This window comes from Sphingomonas sp. LY54 (genome assembly GCF_035594035.1).
Classification (GTDB): domain Bacteria; phylum Pseudomonadota; class Alphaproteobacteria; order Sphingomonadales; family Sphingomonadaceae; genus Allosphingosinicella.
Genome location: NZ_CP141588.1, coordinates 1804474 through 1819833, shown reverse-complemented (window position 1 = coordinate 1819833; position 15360 = coordinate 1804474). Strand labels below are relative to the sequence as shown.

Below are 15360 nucleotides of genomic sequence, written 5' to 3'. Positions count from 1 at the left end.
GGCAGTGATGGGTCCGGCAATTTACGTACTGGCGATTCTCGGCTGCGGCGAGGCGGATACCGCCTGCCAGCAAGTGAGCGTGGCCGACACCGTCTATCGGAGTGAGGCCGCGTGCAACGACGCAACGGCCGCGGCGGTGGAACGCAATACCGACCTGCTCTTCCCGGTGGTCGTTGCCCAGTGCCGCCGCGCCGATGCGCCGGTGTCGCAGAGCCTGTTCCCAGAAGAGGTTGCGCTGCCTGAGGCCGATGCTCTGCCATCCTCGCGCGACGAAAGCCTCGCCAAGCTCCGCCTCGCCAGCCGCTAGATCTTTCCGCTGATCGAGACCGTCAGGATCGGACCGTAGAAGCGGTCGCGACTTTCGGTGAACAGCAAATCGTTGGTGCGCCGGCGATCGTAGAAGCTGCGGTCGAACGCTTCGTTGGTGCCGAGGATATTGTCGACGCTGCCGCGCACCGTCAGCCCGTAAACGTCCTTGTGCTCGACGAAGATTCCCAGATTGCCGGGATTGTTGAAGAAGCGGAAGCGCTGGTCGAGCCGGTAGCCGGCGGTGTTTCCGTAATTCTCGAACCCCCAACCATAGGCCCAGTCGGTTTTGAGCACGTCGTGCCGGAAATTCGCGACGATGCGGCGGAACTCGTTCTCGTTGATCGGGCGGTGGACGCCGGTGACCGGATCCTCGAGACGGCTCTTCTGATATTGCAGGTCGAGATCGAGCTTGGCGCCGCGCCAGCCGATCGGATCGAAATTGAGCGTGCTCGTCCACTGCATGCCGTAGATCGTCGCGCTGTCGAGATTGCCGGGCGCCTGGCCGGCCTCGCCGATCGGGACGATGTCGACGATGTCGGTGATCTGGCGGCCGAACAGGCGCGCGGTGGCCGTGCCCCAGGGGCCGAGGTTGCGCGTCGCCTCGATGTCGAGGTTCCAGCTCTGCTGCGGGACGAGATTGACGTTGCCGGCATTGGTGGTGCCGCCGCTGACATTGGCCGAGGCGACGAAATCGAAGAAATTGAGCTGGCCGACCTCGCGCTCGAGCTTGACGCTGACGTCGAGCCGCGGCGACGCCTTCCAGGCCAAAGAGACGAAGCCCTTGGGGCGCAGGAAAGTGCGGGTGAGGCCGGCCTCGCCCGATTGGCTGAGCTGCGAATATTCGCCGCCGACTGAGCTTTGCAGCGTCAGCGCCGGGGACAGCGGCCGGCCATAGCTCAGCATGATTTCGCCGCGTTTCTCCTCGACGGTGGCCACCGAATTGGGGAGCGGGACGGCGACGAACGCGCCGGCCGCGTCGAGCGTCGACAGGCTGTTGGCGACGTCGAGGATGTTGAGCGCACCTTCGGCCGAAATCTGCCAGTCGGCGCCGCCGCTTTTCCAGCGATATTCGCCGCGGGCAATCGTCTCGGCCTCGTCGGCGACCTGTTCGAAGCGGTCGCCGACGCGCGGCCGGCCGTCGGCAAAATCGGTGGTGAGTATCTGGCGGTAGGGGGTGTGCTCGAAGCTGCGCAGGCCGATCAGTTTCAGCCGGCCGCCGCCGAGCGCGAATTCGTAATCGCCGCCGACTTCGTAATTCCATTCGCGGCGGCGTTCGGTGAGGAGGCGGTCGCGGTCCGGCTGGCCCGGTCCGGAGCGCAGCGAGATTTCCTCGATATCCTGATAGTCGAGCGAGGCCGAGGCGTTGAGGTTGGCGATCGAGCCGTCGGAGCCCTGGCGGCGGAAGCTGCCGCTGATCTTGGGAACCTCGCCGCGGACGTCGAGCACTTCGGCGCGCCGGTCGATGATCGTCCGGTCGGGCGTGAAAACGATTTCGGGCCCGGCATTGCCGTTGCGATAGCTGTCGTTGGAAAGGCTCACCGTATAGTCGATGCCCGCGGCGGTGCCGCTGATCGATGCCTCGCCGTTGAGCAGGCGCGGCGGGGTGCGGCGCAGCCGGGCCTGAGGGCGCCAGGCGAAGCTGCCGCTCAGGCCCTTGGCGGCGGTGACGATATTGGCGACCTGACCCGACAGGCCGGGAACGTCGAGGGTCGCGCCGTCGACGATGTCGATGCGGGCCACGTTCGTCGCGGAAATGCGGCCGAGCTCGGTAACGACGTCATTCGACTTGCCGGACATGCGCTGCCCGTTGATCAGCACGTTGGCGGTCGCCTGGCCGAGGCCGCGGCGTTCGTCCTGCTGCTGGATCGTGAAGCCGGGCACCTGGCGCAGCATGTCCAGCGCGGTCTTGGGCGAGAAGCGGGCGAAGTCGGCCGGGGTGTAGCTCTTGGCGCCCTGGGCGGCGGGGAGCGTCGGCGCCGGGGGCGGGGCGTTTCCCGTTTCCTGCGCCGAGGCCGGCGCGGCCGACGCCGTCGACAGCAGCAGCATCGCCTTCGTCAGGCGTAGCGCGTGGACCCTCATGCCTTCCCCTTTTCGTCTGCCGTCCGGCCTTTACGTTCCATCAAGCACGGCGGCCCGTCTCTTCCACCGAAGCGGATCGCGGCGCGCCCCTTTTCGACTAGGTCGCCTGAACCTTCGACGAACGGGCCGGAACCGGCCCCAAGCTGGAGCGCTCTAGAGGAAAACCAGCCGAGGACCAGCGGAGACAAGCAATGTCAGAGACCGAAATCGTCGACATGGTGCACAAGGACGATCTTCCCGGACACGAGAGCGAGCTCGAGCCCAAGCCCGATTGGGAGCCGCGCTACCCCGGATCGGGTCGGCTCGAGGGCAAGGTGGCGCTGATCACCGGCGCCGACAGCGGCATCGGCCGCGCCGTCGCCGCGCTCTACGCCCGCGAAGGCGCGGACGTCGCGATCCTCTATTTGTGCGAGCATGACGACGCCGCCAAGACCAAGGAGATCGTCGAGCACGAGGGCCGCCGCGCCATCACCATCGCCGGCGATCTCGGCGAGAAGGACTTTTGCGACCGCGCCGTGCAGGAGACGGTCGACAAGCTCGGCGGGCTCGACATCCTCGTCAACAATGCCGGCGAGCAGCATTATGAGCAGGATATTACCGACATCAGCGAGAAGCAGCTGAAGCGGACCTTCCAGACCAACATCTTCAGCATGTTCTATCTGGTCCAGGCGGCGCGGCCGCACCTGAAATCCGGGTCGGCGATCGTCAACTGCACGTCGGTGACGATGTACAAGGGCGCCAAGATCCTGCTCGACTACAGCGCGACCAAGGGCGCGATCACGGCCTTCACCCGCTCGCTGTCCGAGAACCTGATCGAGGACGGGATTCGCGTAAACGCGGTGGCGCCGGGGCCGATCTGGACGCCGCTCAATCCGTTCGGCGGGCAGCCGCCCGAGAAGATCCCCGATTTCGGCAAGGACACGCCGATGGGGCGGCCGGGCCAGCCCAACGAGGTTGCGCCGAGCTTCCTGTTCCTGGCCTGCGAGGATTCGAGCTACATGTCGGGCCAGGTGCTGCACCCCAATGGGGGGACGATCGTCAACGGCTGAAGCCCTGTCACCCTGCGCCTTTCGTGCTATACAATCGGCAGGAAAGGGGGCGCGATGGTCCGCATTGTCGTCGGCATAGCGCTGGGAATTGTGGCGGCGTTCGCCACCATCGTCCTGGTCGAGCTGCTCGGCCACATGGCCTACCCGCTTCCCGACGATCTCGAACTGCGCAATCCGGAGGCGTCCGGGCAGGTCGTGGCTGCCATTCCCCTTCCCGCAAAACTGGTCGTCATTTTCGCATGGCTTGTCGGCGCTTTGGCCGGCGGCGTCGTGGCGAAGCGGATCTGCCGGCGCTGGTGGGCGGCCTGGCCGGTGGCGGGGCTCGTCGCCTGCGCGGCCGTGGTCAATGTCATGATGATCCCGCATCCGGTGTGGATGCAGATTTCGGCGGTGCTCGCGCCGCTGCTGGGCGCGCTCGCCGCCAGCCATCTCGTCGAGCCGCGCGCGCGCAAACCGGAGGCAGTCGATGCGAACCTATAGGACTTTCGCCGAATTCTGGCCCTTCTACCTGCGCGAGCATAGCAAGCCGCGGACCCGCGCCTTCCATTATGCCGGGACCACTTTGGTGGTGGCGATCGCGCTCATCGCGCTGGTCACCGGCAATTGGTGGCTGCTGCTGGCGATGCCGGTGGCCGGCTACGCCTTCGCCTGGGGGAGCCATGCCCTGATCGAGCGCAACCGGCCGGCGACGTTCACCTATCCAGCCTGGTCGCTGATCGCCGACTTCCGCATGTGGGCGCTGTGGCTGACCGGCCGGATCGACCGCGAACTCGCCGCCGCGGGCGTGCGCCCTCATACAACGAGCGAGCCCGCGCGTGGCGAATGATTCGAGTCGGACCCTGACCGTCGACCCGGTCGAGCGCCTCCTGCTCAAATTCCGGGCGCGCGATGTCGTTACCGCGGAGGAAGAAGAGGTTCTGCGCAAGGTCCTGGGCGACATCCGCGAGTTTCCGCAGGGGCGGGTGCTGGTCCGGGCCGACGTTCCCTTGAGCGACTGCACCTTGCTCATCGACGGCTTCGTCGCGCGCTACAAGGATCTGGCCGACGGCCAGCGGCAGATCATGGAGGTCCATGTCCCGGGCGACTTCCTCGATCTTCACAGCTTCCTGCTGAAGCGGCTCGAGCACAATGTCGGGGCGATGACGCCGGTACGGATCGCGCTCGTGCCGCACGACGCAATTCGGGGGATCACGGAAAGCCACCCCCATCTCGCCCGCATGCTGTGGTTCTCGACTTTGCTCGACGCGGCGCTGCATCGCGAACGCATTCTCTCGGTCGGCCGCCGCACGGCGCTCGCCCGGATCGCGCATCTGATGTGCGAATTCTACATGCGGCTCGAGATCGTCGGGCTGGCGCGCGACTTCCATTTCAGCCTGCCGCTGACCCAGACCGATATCTCAGACGCGTGCGGCCTCACCTCCGTGCACGTCAATCGCATGCTCAAGAAGCTGCGCGACGACGGACTGCTCACCTTCCGCAGCGGCGAAGTCGTGATCCATGATTGGGAGCGGCTGCAGCGGGTGGGCGAGTTCAGCCCTGCTTTCCTCTATCTGGAACGGCGCCCGCGCTAGAGATTGCGGACGTCGAACTCGGCGCGCTCGAGCATGCGCTCGGCCAGCATCGCGCGGTGGCAGCAGGGCGCTTCCTTCTCGTAGCACAGCAAGGCGACATGGCGCTCGCCGGCCTCCGCCAACAATTGCTCCATCGCCAGCAACGCTTCCGGAGTCTCGAGCTGCTCGGCATAGATGGCGCGCATCTCGGCGATGCGGCCCTTGCGCGCCGCCTCCCGCCCCGCCGCCGGCGTGCCGAGCGGGCGCAGATGGAGATAGTCGATGCCCTGATCGCGCAGCGCACTGCCGAGCGCGGTCTTCGAGAAGCCGGGGCGGCGCGAGGCGGCAACGGCGCGCACGTCGACGAGCAGCGCGACTCCGGCCGCTTTCAGCTCCTCGAGCAATTCGGGCTGGGTCTTGCCTTCATAGCCTATGGTCGAGAGCGTTCGCATCCGGATATTCCTCAACCTCGTCGCCGCGCCGGACCGGCAGCGACCAGGCGATCTGCTTGCGCAGCGCCACCTCGAGATCGTGCAAGCCGGCCTGCTGCGCCTCGGCCCGCTTGACCAGCAAGCGGGCGAGTATCTGTTCGCGACTTTGCGGCCGCCAGCGGGTTCGCCGGCCGGACGCGAGGGCCTGAGAGAGACGCGACGACAATGACATCGGCTTGGGCTTCCTGATCGAACCGCCCCCGACCCATATTTAGCCCTGATTCGATTAGCAAAAGCTTAGTCGAACAGCTCTTCCAGGAAAGATTTCTTCCGTTTCCGGTACGGCTGCTCATAGCCGCCTCCGTAACCGCCGCCAAAGCCCGGGCGCGGGGCATGGCCCGCCGGCGGCGGATCGGCCGCGCGGGGAGGCGCGGAGGCGGCCCCGCTGCGCTCGATGATCTTGTCGAGTTCGCCCCGGTCCAGCCACACGCCGCGGCAGGTCGGGCAATAATCGATCTCGATATTCTGTCGCTCGCTCATCACCAGCGGCGTGCGATCGACGGGGCACAGCATCGGCTCGGCCATAATTGCTCCTCTTCCTAGTCCACGAACTAGGCAGGCGGCCGGTTCGCTTCAAGGAGTGGCCGGTTTCGGACAGTGCGGTCACCGAACCGGACACTGGCTGCGAAATACCGCCCCAGAAAGTGGTGCAAATCACCATTGTTCGGCGGTTAGGATTCCCGACTTTACCCCTGCGTACTGCTCGATCCACGGATTTCCGCCATTTGCGCCATCTGGCACGCTCCCTGCTAATGTTCTGGCAAGGCCGCCGGGCAGTCCGGCAGCCGGTTCAGGGAGACAGAAAATGACCTATGCCAGCCTCAACCAGTTCGCCGCTTCCGTCGTCGGCGCGCTCTTCGCCACCGTCCTTCTCGTGTCCGCAGCGGTCGGTCCGGTCTCTCAGTTCGTCTGAGCGACCGGCCCCGCCCCGCCGAAGAAGAAGCAACAAGAACAGAAACGCAGGATTTGAGACTATGAACAGCCGCTACGCACTCGACAAAAGCAACGCCAAGATGCTGGGCGTCTGCGCCGGCCTCGCCCGCTGGATGGATGTCGATCCGCTGCTGGTGCGCGTGACCATGGTGCTGCTCACCGTCTTCGTCAGCCCGGTCGCGATCCCCGCTTATTTGCTGACCGCGCTGGTCGCCGACAACGGCTGACGCGCTACCGCCCGAAACGCTGCGTCGCCACCGTCGGAGCGTCGGCGATCCTGGAAGGCCGCGGAATCGGGCGGCCTTCGCTCTCATAGCCGGTCAGGATGATATCGAGGATCGGGCCGGCGCGCGCGATCGCTACGTCCTCGCTCGGCCCGCAACAGACTGCTTCGGGAACGTCCGGGAAGGTGACGAGCACGCGGCCGTCCTCGCCCGGTGTCAATGTAATCGGATATTTCATCGGTGCTCCGCGTGTAAGGCCAGTCAGCGCGCGAAGCTCATGCAAGGTTCCCCCCATGGAACTTTCCGCCCTCCCGGCGAATTGAGGTTCTCGGGCTGGGCGTGCGGCTGCGCTGCGCGGCCCTTGGGGCATGGCGCCGGCAATCGGATTCCTGCCTCGCCTTCCAAGGAAAAAGGGGAATTACATGAAGTTGCTTCTCAAGGTCATGATCGGCGGCAGCATGCTCGCGCTTGCAGCATGCGGCGGCCAGGGTGACGACGCGCTGGGCGACAACGTTGCCGACGCGGCCGAAGCCAAGGCGGATAGCCTCGACGCAATGGCCGACAACGCCACCAGCGAAGCGGTCGAGGAAAATCTCCAGGACCAGGCCGACGTCGTTCGCGAAACCGGCGAGGCCAAGGAAGAGGCGATCGACGACGCCGATGTGGTCGTGAACAACCAGTAGATCGCGACAGCTCCCTTTCCGCGATCGATGAGCGTCCCGAGCGTATTTTCGGGACGCTCTTTTTTTGTCGTCGGCCTTTTCAGATAGGCAGGCCGAGCTGCGGCGTCTCTTTCTCGGCTTCGAGGCCGGACAGGGTGAGGCCGAGCAGCCTGATGCCCTTGGGCGGCGGCAGCAGCGTCTTGAGCAGATGGGCGCCGATGCCGAGAAACTGTTCGCGGTCCGCGACCGGCGCTGGCAGCGACCGCGCCCGCGTCACGATCTGGAAGTCCTGATATTTCACCTTGAGCGTGACCGTCCGGCCGCGCACGGCCTTGTCCGCGATGCGCGTCCAGACCGTGGTCGCGATCCGATCGAGCTCGGCGAGCAGATCCGGCTCGGCGCGAAGGTCGGTGAAGAAGGTGTCCTCGGCGCCGATCGACTTGCGTTCGCGATTGGCGCGCACCTGACGGTGGCAGATGCCGCGGGCGAGGTCGTGATAATAAGCGGCGGAATTGCCGAACGCCGCCTGCAGGAATTCGAGACTGCAGGCGCGCAGGTCCGCGCCGGTCTCGATACCTAGCCTCGCCATCTTGGCCGCGGTGACCGGGCCGACGCCGCGGAAGCGCTTGACCGGCAGCGAGGCGACGAAGGCCGGCCCCTGCCTGGGCGTGACGACGCAGATTCCGTCTGGCTTGTTCTGGTCGGACGCGAGCTTGGCCAGGAACTTGTTGTAGGAGACGCCGGCCGATGCGGTGAGGCCGGTCTCGGCGCGGATGCGCGCGCGTATCTCCTCGGCAATGGCGGTCGCGACGCCGATCCCCTTCAGATCCTCGGTGACGTCGAGATAGGCCTCGTCCAGCGAGAGCGGCTCCACATGCGGGGTATAATCGCGGAAGATGGCGCGGATCTGGTTCGAGACTTCGCGATAGGCGTCGAAACGGCCTTTGACGAAGATAAGCTCGGGGCAGCGCCGCTTCGCCGTCACCGAGGGCATGGCCGAGCGCACCCCGAACTTGCGCGCCTCGTAGCTCGCCGCCGCGACCACGCCGCGCGCGGTGGATCCGCCGACCGCCACCGGCTTGCCGCGCAGTTCGGGATTGTCGCGTTGCTCGACCGACGCGAAGAACGCGTCCATGTCGATGTGGATGATCTTTCGGATCGGCGCGTCGTTCACGCTGTGTTCTTAGCGGAGGCGCGGCCTTGGGAAAAGTCAGAAGCTGATGTTGAGGCCGATCGCGGCGATGCGGTCGGTGCGGCCGTAGACCTCCTTCATCGGCTGAGTCCGCGCGAGCGCGCGTTCCTTGTGCGAGGTGCGGGTCACCTCGAGCAGGCCGACGCGGAATTCCGCCCGGCTCGACACCGGCATGCTGCCGACGACTCCGCGCCGGACCGAGGACGCGCCGTCATCCTCGACATAGGGCATGGTGGTGACGCTGAGCCCGCTTCTCACCTGCGACGCGATCGGGCGCTTGGCCGGATCGGGCCCTGGGACATAGGATGGACCGATGATGTCGGTCCGCTGGGCGCTGCGCGTGTCTGTCAATCCCTGGCCCATTGCGGGCTGTATTAGGACGAAAGGCAGTATCAGCGCCGCAGCGATCGGGCGCTTGGAGACCTGCACTATATCATTCCCTGTTCTTCGCCGTTCTAACGAACAAAGAGCGAGGGGAGTTCCTTGGAAGCGGAGGCCTCAGAAGGTGTAGCTCAGGCCAAGTGCGCCGAAGAACTGGTCCGCGTCGCCGGCAATACTTGTCACGGGCGAATCCTTGAAGTCGCCCAATAGACGCGAGTAGCTGGCGACGCCGAAGATCGCGAGGCCGTGGCGCAGGTCCCCCGAGAGCGACTGGGTCCCGAGCAGGGTGAATCGGACATTCTTGAAGCCGCCGTCGGCGTCGTAGACCGGCAGGCCACTGGCGAGGCTACCGGCGGGCGTGACGCTGAAATAGGTGTCGGCGAAGCCGCCCCCGACATGCTCGGCCGACAGCGACGCGCCGAGGAAGAAGGTGGGGCTGAGCGGCGTTCCATATTCAATGTTGGGCGCGACGATCATGCTGTCGTGCGTGTCGGTCACGTCGTGGATCGCGTCGAGACGGAAGGTCAGGAAGTCGTAATCGTGGAAGACCTTGTTGCGAGTCACGCCGACGAAGGCGCCCGCTTCGATGGCCGTGTCGAGTTCGCCGAGCGCCTTGACCTGCGGGTCGCGGATGCGGCCGGCGCGGTCGAAGCGGACGTTGACCATCGGTCCGATCTCGACGTTGAGCGGCGTACCGACCGGTTCGCGGACCACGTCGAAGTAGAGGGCGGTCGCGCGGCTGTAGAAGTTGAAGCCCGAGACGCGGCCGCGCACCAGGCCGGCGCCGCTCAGGACATAATTGTCGGACCCCTCATAGGAGGCGGTATAGCTCGCGCCGAGGCCGAGCGTGAAATTGTCGCGGCCGTCGTCAACCGGCTCGGTCGCCTGCGCCAGAGCGGGCGCCGAAAACAGGAGCGGCAACAGCGCCGCGACGCGCAATGCTTGTTTCATGGTCTTTCCCCCTGCTCGCCGGATAGCGGCCCAGCGCCAGCCGCGCCCGGAAGTTCCGGTCCCCAGGCGTAACGCCAAGAAAACAGTGCCAAAATGACGCGACCGTGGTCGGTTTACAACAATCCGTGGCCTAAGGCGAAGCGCTTCTGTACATGCAAACGACTATGGCGAAGGGGAAAAGGGACGGGCTGCTCATTGCAGGCGGGGGGCTGGCCGGTTGCCTCGCCGCCCTGGCCATGGCGAAAGCGCGGCCGGACCTGCCGCTGCTGCTGGTCGAGGAGAGCGAGACTTTCGGCGGCGGGGACCGGACCTGGACCTTCTTCGAAAGCGACATCGACCCGGCCGACCGCTGGCTGCTCGAACCACTGATCACTGCGAGCTGGCCCGGTTACTATGTCGCGTTCCCGGGGCAGAGCCGCAATTTCAAGGCGCCCCTCCACGCGATCAGCGCGGAGCGGCTCGATGCGGTGATGCGCGAGACGCTGCGGCCCGACCAGTATCGGCTCGGCACCCGCATCGTCGCCGTGCGCGACAACGAGCTGGTGCTGCCCGGCGGCGAGAAGCTGGGCGGGGAGGCCGCCGTCGATGCGCGTGGCGCCACCAACCTGTCGCTGCTTGATCTCGGCTGGCGCCTCTGCGTGGGCCGAACCTATCGCTTCGCCGCCCCCCACGGCCTCGATCGCCCGGTGCTGATCGACGCCACGGTCGCGGGCGGCACCGGCTTCTTCCGCTGCCTGCCGCTGTCGGAGGATCGCATGCTGGTCGAATATGTCGATCACGGCGCGACGCCCGACTCGGAGCCGGCGGAGGCCGGCGCGCGGATCGAGGCCTATCTCGAACGGCGCCGCTGGATTCCAGCTGAGGTCGAGAGCGAGCAGCAGTCACAGCTGCCGCTGCCGCTCGGCGGCGATTTCAACGCCTTCTGGCGGGTCGGCGGCGCCCGTGTGGCCAAGCTCGGCATACGCGGCGGATTCTTCCACCCGGCGACCGGCGCGGCCTTGCCCGACGCGGTCGGCGCGGCCGTCCTGCTCGCCGACCAGCAAACCCTCGACGGCGCGGCGCTGCACGATCTGTTCGAGGAGGAAGCGTCGCTTCTGTGGAAGAAGCGCGAATATTACCGCGGCTACAACAGCCAGCTGTTCGCGCTTCCCGGCGAGGCGCGCACCGGCTTCCTGGGGCGCCTCTACCGGCTGGACCCGGCCGTGATCGCCCGTTTCCACGCCGCCCGCGCCGGGCTGATCGACCGCAGGCGAATCGCGGCCGCCCTGAAGGGTTGAGCCGCCGCGGGGGCCGCGAGGGCTTCCGCCGCTTCCCTTCACCGCATCACTGTGCTTAAGGCCGTGGCAAAATCTGTCCGCGGAAGGATTCCTCGTCCCATGAACATCCATGAATATCAGGCCAAGGAGCTGCTGGCGAAGTTCGGCGTACCGGTTCCCGCCGGCATCGCTGCGATGAGCGTCGAGGAGGCGGTCGCCGCCGTCGACCAGCTTCCCGGGCCGCTCTATGTCGTCAAGGCGCAGATCCACGCCGGCGGCCGCGGCAAGGGCAAGTTCAAGGAACTGGGCCCCGACGCGAAGGGCGGCGTTCGCCTCGCCCGCTCCAAGGACGAGGTCCGCGCCGCGGCGCAGGACATGTTCGGCAACACTTTGGTGACGATCCAGACGGGCGCCGAGGGCAAGCAGGTCCAGCGCCTCTACGTCACCGACGGCGTCGACATCGCCAAGGAATTCTACGTCGCCCTGCTCGTCGACCGCGCCACCGGCCGCATCGCCATCGTCGCCTCGACCGAGGGCGGCATGGACATCGAGGAAGTCGCGCATTCGACGCCCGAGAAGATCCATACGATCACCGTCGACCCGGCCACCGGCCTGATGCCGCACCACGGCCGCGCCGTCGCCGCCGCCCTCGAGCTCGAGGGCGATCTCGCCAAGCAGGCGCAGAAGATGGTCGCCAAGCTCTATGACGCGTTCATGGGCACCGACGCCTCGCAGATCGAGATCAACCCGCTCGCGGTCACCGACGACGGCAAGCTGCTCGTGCTCGACGCCAAGGTCGGCTTCGACACCAACGCCTTGTTCCGCCATGCCGACCTGATGGCGCTGCGCGACGAGAGCGAAGAGGAACCGATGGAGCTCGAAGCCTCGAAGCACGACCTCGCCTACATCAAGCTCGACGGCAATATCGGCTGCATGGTCAACGGCGCGGGTCTCGCCATGGCGACGATGGACATCATCAAGCTGAACGGCGCCTTCCCGGCCAACTTCCTCGACGTCGGCGGCGGCGCCTCGAAGGAGAAGGTGACCGAGGCGTTCAAGATCATCCTCAGCGATCCGGCCGTGAAGGGCATCCTCGTCAACATCTTCGGCGGCATCATGCGCTGCGACATCATTGCCGACGGCATCATCGCCGCCGCCAAGGAAGTGAATTTGTCGGTGCCTCTGGTGGTCCGCCTCGAGGGCACCAATGTCGAGGAAGGCAAGCGCATCCTGGCCGAATCCGGCCTGCCGATCGTGCCGGCCAACGATCTGGGCGACGCCGCCCGCAAGATCGTCGCGCAGGTGCAGGAGGCGGCGTAACCACGCCCGGGTGACGACAAGATAGAAGGAACGAGCATGAAGCTGCTGGTGCCGGTCAAGCGCGTGATCGATTACAACGTCAAGCCGCGGGTCAAGGCCGACGGTTCGGGCGTCGATCTCGCCAACGTCAAGATGAGCATGAACCCGTTCGACGAGATCGCGGTCGAGGAAGCCATTCGCCTGAAGGAAAAGGGCGTGGCGACCGAGATCGTGGTCGTGTCGATCGGCCCCGCCAAGGCGCAGGAGACGCTCCGCACCGCGCTCGCCATGGGCGCGGACCGGGCGATCCTGGTCCAGACCGATGCCGAGGTCGAGCCGCTCGCCGTGGCCAAGATCCTGCACAAGGTCGCCGAGGAAGAGCAGCCGAAGATGGTGATCCTCGGCAAGCAGGCGATCGACGACGATTCCAACCAGACCGGCCAGATGCTCGCCGCTCTGCTGGGCTGGGCGCAGGGCACCTTCGCCTCCAAGGTCGACGTTGCCGGCGAAGAGGTCAGCGTCACCCGCGAGGTCGATGGCGGCCTCGAGACCGTGAAGCTCAAGCTGCCCGCGATCGTCACCACCGACCTTCGCTTGAATGAGCCGCGCTACGCTTCGCTGCCCAACATCATGAAGGCCAAGTCGAAGCCGCTCGCGACCAAGGCGCCCGAGGATTACGGCGTCGATGTGACGCCGCGCCTCAAGACGCTCAAGGTGACCGAGCCGTCGAAGCGCGAGGCCGGCGTGAAGGTGGGCTCGGTCGACGAGCTGATCGGTAAACTGAAGACGCTGGGAGTGGTGGCATGAAGACGCTCGTCTGGGTCGAACATGAAGGCGGCCAGCTCAAGGACGCGACCTTCGCCGCGGTGACCGCCGCGTCCAAGCTCGGCGACGTGAACCTGGTCGTCGCCGGCCAAGGCGTCGGCGCGGTGGCGGAGGCGGCCGCGAAGATCGCGGGCGCCGGTACCGTCCATGTCGCCGACGACGCGGCTTATGGCCATGGCCTCGCCGAGAATGTCGCGCCGCTGGTCGCGCAGCTGATGGCCGATCACGACGCGTTCGTCGCTCCGGCGACCACGACCGGCAAGAATATCGCGCCGCGCGTCGCCGCTTTGCTCGACGTGATGCAGGTCTCCGACATCCTCTCGGTCGAGGGTCCGGACACGTTCACGCGCCCGATCTACGCCGGCAACGCGATCGCCACCGTCCAGTCATCCGACGCCAAGAAGGTCCTGACCGTGCGCGGCACCGCGTTCGAGAAGGCCGCGGCCGAGGGCGGTTCGGGCAACATCCAGGCCGTCTCCGGCCCGGGCGATGCCGGCCTGTCGAGCTTCGTCGGCGCCGAGATCGCGGCTAGCGAGCGGCCGGAGCTGACCAGCGCCAAGATCATCGTCTCGGGCGGCCGCGCGCTCGGTTCGTCCGAGCAGTTCCATGCCGTGATCGATCCGCTCGCCGACAAGCTCGGCGCCGCGGTCGGCGCCAGCCGCGCCGCGGTCGATGCCGGCTACGCGCCCAACGACTATCAGGTCGGCCAGACCGGCAAGATCGTCGCCCCCGAAGTCTATGTCGCGATCGGCATTTCGGGCGCGATCCAGCACCTCGCCGGCATGAAGGACAGCAAGACGATCGTCGCCATCAACAAGGACGAGGACGCCCCGATCTTCCAGGTGGCGGACATCGGCCTGGTCGGCGACCTCTTCAAGATCGTGCCCGAGCTTACCGAGAAGCTCTGAGCGCATCGCCGCAATTGGGAGGGGCCGGCTCACCCGAGCCGGCCCCTTTCTTGCGTCAGTCGCAGCGCACGTTGTTGCGGTCGATCGCGCGTCCGGCGACCGCGCCGCCGGCGGCGCCGAGGATCGTGGCCAGCGTCTTGCTGTCGCCCGGCGCGATCAGATTGCCGAGCAGGCCGCCGGCGAGGCCGCCGATGATGAGGCCGGTCGTGCCGTCCGGGCGGCGGCAATAATATTGCCCGTTCGAGCCGCGATAGATGCGGTCGTTCGCGGCAAGGCGCCGGGTCGGGTAATAAGAGCCGTTGCGGTAATAGCGGTCGGCATAATAACGGTCCTGGCCGCTCTCGTAGCGGTTATAGTCGTAATTGCCGTATTTGCGCCAGTCGCGCTCCGCCTTGCGCACGTCCTTGCGATACTCCTTCTGCGCCTTGCGGACATCCTTGCGATATTCCTTGGCGGCCTTGTTGTCGGGCTTGGCCAGCGCCGGGGCTGCCGGCGCGGCGACCGCGACCATGGCAGCGGCGAGGATCAGGCTTCTCATGTCACTCTCCTTGTTCTGGAGGTAGAACGAGCCCGGTTTAGTGCGGGTTGCGTGAACCGAACAAAACCTGCCGTTCATCGCCGGGACAGGCGCGGACCCGTTAACCGGGCGGCGACCTCTCTCTTCTAGCCTCCCTTCCCATGCGCAGACCCAAAACCCGCCCCGCCGGCCGCCGCGCCGCGCGCCGTCCCCGTTTCGCCTGGCCCGAGATCCGCCTGATGCTGGTCGTCGGCGTGCTCGGCGGGCTCGCTTATGCCGGGTTCGACAGCGGCCGGGCCGGCGTGCCGTCGGGCGACGCGGCGATCCGGATCGTCGACGGCGACACCTTCTGGCTCGGCGAAGACAAGATCCGCGTGGCCGATATCGACACGCCCGAAGTGCGCGGCCGCTGCCCGGAGGAGAGCGCGCTCGCCGCGCGCGCGACGCGGCGGATGGAGGCGCTCTTGAACGAGGGCCCGTTCGAGCTCCACCGCGTCGACCGCGACGAAGACCGCTACGGCCGCAAGCTGCGCGTGGTGACCCGCGACGGGCGGAGCCTCGGCGACAGGCTGGTTGCCGAAGGCCTCGCCCGGACCTGGACCGGCCGCCGCGAACCCTGGTGCGCGTGACGCGCTGAGCGCGCGCATGGCGCGAAAGGTCACACTTGGGTCACGCCAGGACGACTGCTCAGGCGGCGACCGTGCCATCCGCCCGGGCGGGCTGAAAACGTGTTG

21 protein-coding genes are annotated in these 15360 nt (G+C 66.7%); 12 read left to right on the top strand and 9 right to left on the bottom strand.

All coding sequences use genetic code 11. The features are described from left to right. The first annotated feature begins 7 nt into the window (after positions 1-7). Complete coding sequence (locus SH591_RS09275; RefSeq protein WP_322831226.1) at positions 8-307, top strand: hypothetical protein; 300 nt, start codon at positions 8-10, stop codon at positions 305-307. On the opposite strand, the gene SH591_RS09270 is transcribed toward SH591_RS09275, so the two are convergent. Then, positions 304-2388, bottom strand: a complete 2085-nt coding sequence (locus SH591_RS09270) for a TonB-dependent receptor plug domain-containing protein (RefSeq protein WP_324748885.1) — start codon at positions 2386-2388, stop codon at positions 304-306. The two genes, SH591_RS09275 and SH591_RS09270, sit on opposite strands and share 4 nt — an antisense overlap. A 191-nt stretch (positions 2389-2579) precedes the next feature. Here SH591_RS09270 and SH591_RS09265 point away from each other — a divergent pair, with 191 nt between their 5' ends. The 4 genes from SH591_RS09265 to SH591_RS09250 are packed head-to-tail and all read left to right on the top strand — an operon-like array spanning position 2580 to position 5008. Beyond that, complete coding sequence (locus SH591_RS09265; protein ID WP_324748884.1) at positions 2580-3437, top strand: SDR family oxidoreductase; 858 nt, start codon at positions 2580-2582, stop codon at positions 3435-3437. Between the two features lie 54 nt (positions 3438-3491). Further along, positions 3492-3917: a hypothetical protein gene (locus SH591_RS09260; protein WP_324748883.1), complete on the top strand. Its 426-nt coding sequence runs from the start codon at positions 3492-3494 to the stop codon at positions 3915-3917. Continuing rightward, positions 3904-4263: an Mpo1-like protein gene (locus tag SH591_RS09255; protein WP_324748882.1), complete on the top strand. Its 360-nt coding sequence runs from the start codon at positions 3904-3906 to the stop codon at positions 4261-4263. The genes SH591_RS09260 and SH591_RS09255 overlap by 14 nt, the downstream gene beginning before the upstream one ends. Beyond that, positions 4253-5008, top strand: coding sequence for a Crp/Fnr family transcriptional regulator (locus SH591_RS09250; protein WP_324748881.1), 756 nt, complete (start codon positions 4253-4255; stop codon positions 5006-5008). The genes SH591_RS09255 and SH591_RS09250 overlap by 11 nt, the downstream gene beginning before the upstream one ends. Here SH591_RS09250 and SH591_RS09245 read toward each other — a convergent pair. The 3 genes from SH591_RS09245 to SH591_RS09235 all read right to left on the bottom strand — a co-directional run bounded on the left by SH591_RS09245 (position 5005) and on the right by SH591_RS09235 (position 6003). After that, positions 5005-5439, bottom strand: a complete 435-nt coding sequence (locus SH591_RS09245) for a DUF488 domain-containing protein (protein WP_324748880.1) — start codon at positions 5437-5439, stop codon at positions 5005-5007. The two genes, SH591_RS09250 and SH591_RS09245, sit on opposite strands and share 4 nt — an antisense overlap. Then, positions 5411-5560: a hypothetical protein gene (locus tag SH591_RS09240; RefSeq protein ID WP_322831219.1), complete on the bottom strand. Its 150-nt coding sequence runs from the start codon at positions 5558-5560 to the stop codon at positions 5411-5413. Before SH591_RS09240 ends, SH591_RS09245 begins: the two co-directional genes overlap by 29 nt. 155 nt (positions 5561-5715) lie before the next feature. Further along, entirely contained in the window at positions 5716-6003 is a 288-nt protein-coding gene (locus SH591_RS09235) for a TFIIB-type zinc ribbon-containing protein (RefSeq protein ID WP_322831218.1), read from the bottom strand. Between the two features lie 449 nt (positions 6004-6452). Between SH591_RS09235 and SH591_RS09230 the strand changes: the two genes are divergently transcribed. Continuing rightward, positions 6453-6638 carry a PspC domain-containing protein gene (locus SH591_RS09230; RefSeq protein WP_324748879.1) on the top strand — a complete coding sequence of 62 codons (186 nt, stop codon included), beginning with the start codon at positions 6453-6455 and terminating at the stop codon, positions 6636-6638. 4 nt (positions 6639-6642) lie between these two features. Here the strand turns inward: SH591_RS09230 and SH591_RS09225 are convergent, their stop codons facing one another. Next, complete coding sequence (locus SH591_RS09225; protein ID WP_324748878.1) at positions 6643-6873, bottom strand: type II toxin-antitoxin system HicB family antitoxin; 231 nt, start codon at positions 6871-6873, stop codon at positions 6643-6645. 184 nt (positions 6874-7057) lie between these two features. Between SH591_RS09225 and SH591_RS09220 the strand changes: the two genes are divergently transcribed. Then, on the top strand, positions 7058-7318 hold the full coding sequence (locus SH591_RS09220; protein ID WP_322831215.1) for a hypothetical protein: 261 nt from the start codon (positions 7058-7060) through the stop codon (positions 7316-7318). Positions 7319-7397: 79 nt separating this feature from the next. Here the strand turns inward: SH591_RS09220 and dinB are convergent, their stop codons facing one another. The 3 genes from dinB to SH591_RS09205 form a co-directional block, all read right to left on the bottom strand. After that, positions 7398-8432, bottom strand: a complete 1035-nt coding sequence (gene dinB, locus SH591_RS09215) for a DNA polymerase IV (RefSeq protein ID WP_324751359.1) — start codon at positions 8430-8432, stop codon at positions 7398-7400. A 75-nt stretch (positions 8433-8507) separates the two neighbouring features. Further along, a complete protein-coding gene (locus SH591_RS09210) occupies positions 8508-8852 on the bottom strand; it encodes a hypothetical protein (protein WP_324748877.1) in 345 nt (114 codons plus the stop codon). A 135-nt stretch (positions 8853-8987) separates the two neighbouring features. Then, entirely contained in the window at positions 8988-9821 is an 834-nt protein-coding gene (locus SH591_RS09205; protein ID WP_324748876.1) for a MipA/OmpV family protein, read from the bottom strand. Between the two features lie 164 nt (positions 9822-9985). Between SH591_RS09205 and crtY the strand changes: the two genes are divergently transcribed. The 4 genes from crtY to SH591_RS09185 all read left to right on the top strand — a co-directional run bounded on the left by crtY (position 9986) and on the right by SH591_RS09185 (position 14109). Then, positions 9986-11098 carry a lycopene beta-cyclase CrtY gene (gene crtY, locus SH591_RS09200; RefSeq protein ID WP_324748875.1) on the top strand — a complete coding sequence of 371 codons (1113 nt, stop codon included), beginning with the start codon at positions 9986-9988 and terminating at the stop codon, positions 11096-11098. Positions 11099-11197: 99 nt separating this feature from the next. Then, positions 11198-12397, top strand: coding sequence for an ADP-forming succinate--CoA ligase subunit beta (gene sucC, locus SH591_RS09195; protein WP_322831210.1), 1200 nt, complete (start codon positions 11198-11200; stop codon positions 12395-12397). Between the two features lie 36 nt (positions 12398-12433). Beyond that, positions 12434-13183 (top strand): electron transfer flavoprotein subunit beta/FixA family protein, encoded by a 750-nt coding sequence (locus SH591_RS09190; protein ID WP_324748874.1) that lies wholly within the window; start codon positions 12434-12436, stop codon positions 13181-13183. Next, complete coding sequence (locus SH591_RS09185) at positions 13180-14109, top strand: electron transfer flavoprotein subunit alpha/FixB family protein (RefSeq protein WP_324748873.1); 930 nt, start codon at positions 13180-13182, stop codon at positions 14107-14109. The genes SH591_RS09190 and SH591_RS09185 overlap by 4 nt, the downstream gene beginning before the upstream one ends. Before the next feature lie 55 nt (positions 14110-14164). Here the strand turns inward: SH591_RS09185 and SH591_RS09180 are convergent, their stop codons facing one another. Next, positions 14165-14647 carry a glycine zipper 2TM domain-containing protein gene (locus SH591_RS09180; RefSeq protein WP_324748872.1) on the bottom strand — a complete coding sequence of 161 codons (483 nt, stop codon included), beginning with the start codon at positions 14645-14647 and terminating at the stop codon, positions 14165-14167. Between the two features lie 140 nt (positions 14648-14787). Between SH591_RS09180 and SH591_RS09175 the strand changes: the two genes are divergently transcribed. Continuing rightward, positions 14788-15255, top strand: a complete 468-nt coding sequence (locus SH591_RS09175; RefSeq protein ID WP_324748871.1) for a thermonuclease family protein — start codon at positions 14788-14790, stop codon at positions 15253-15255. Positions 15256-15360: the final 105 nt, after the last annotated feature.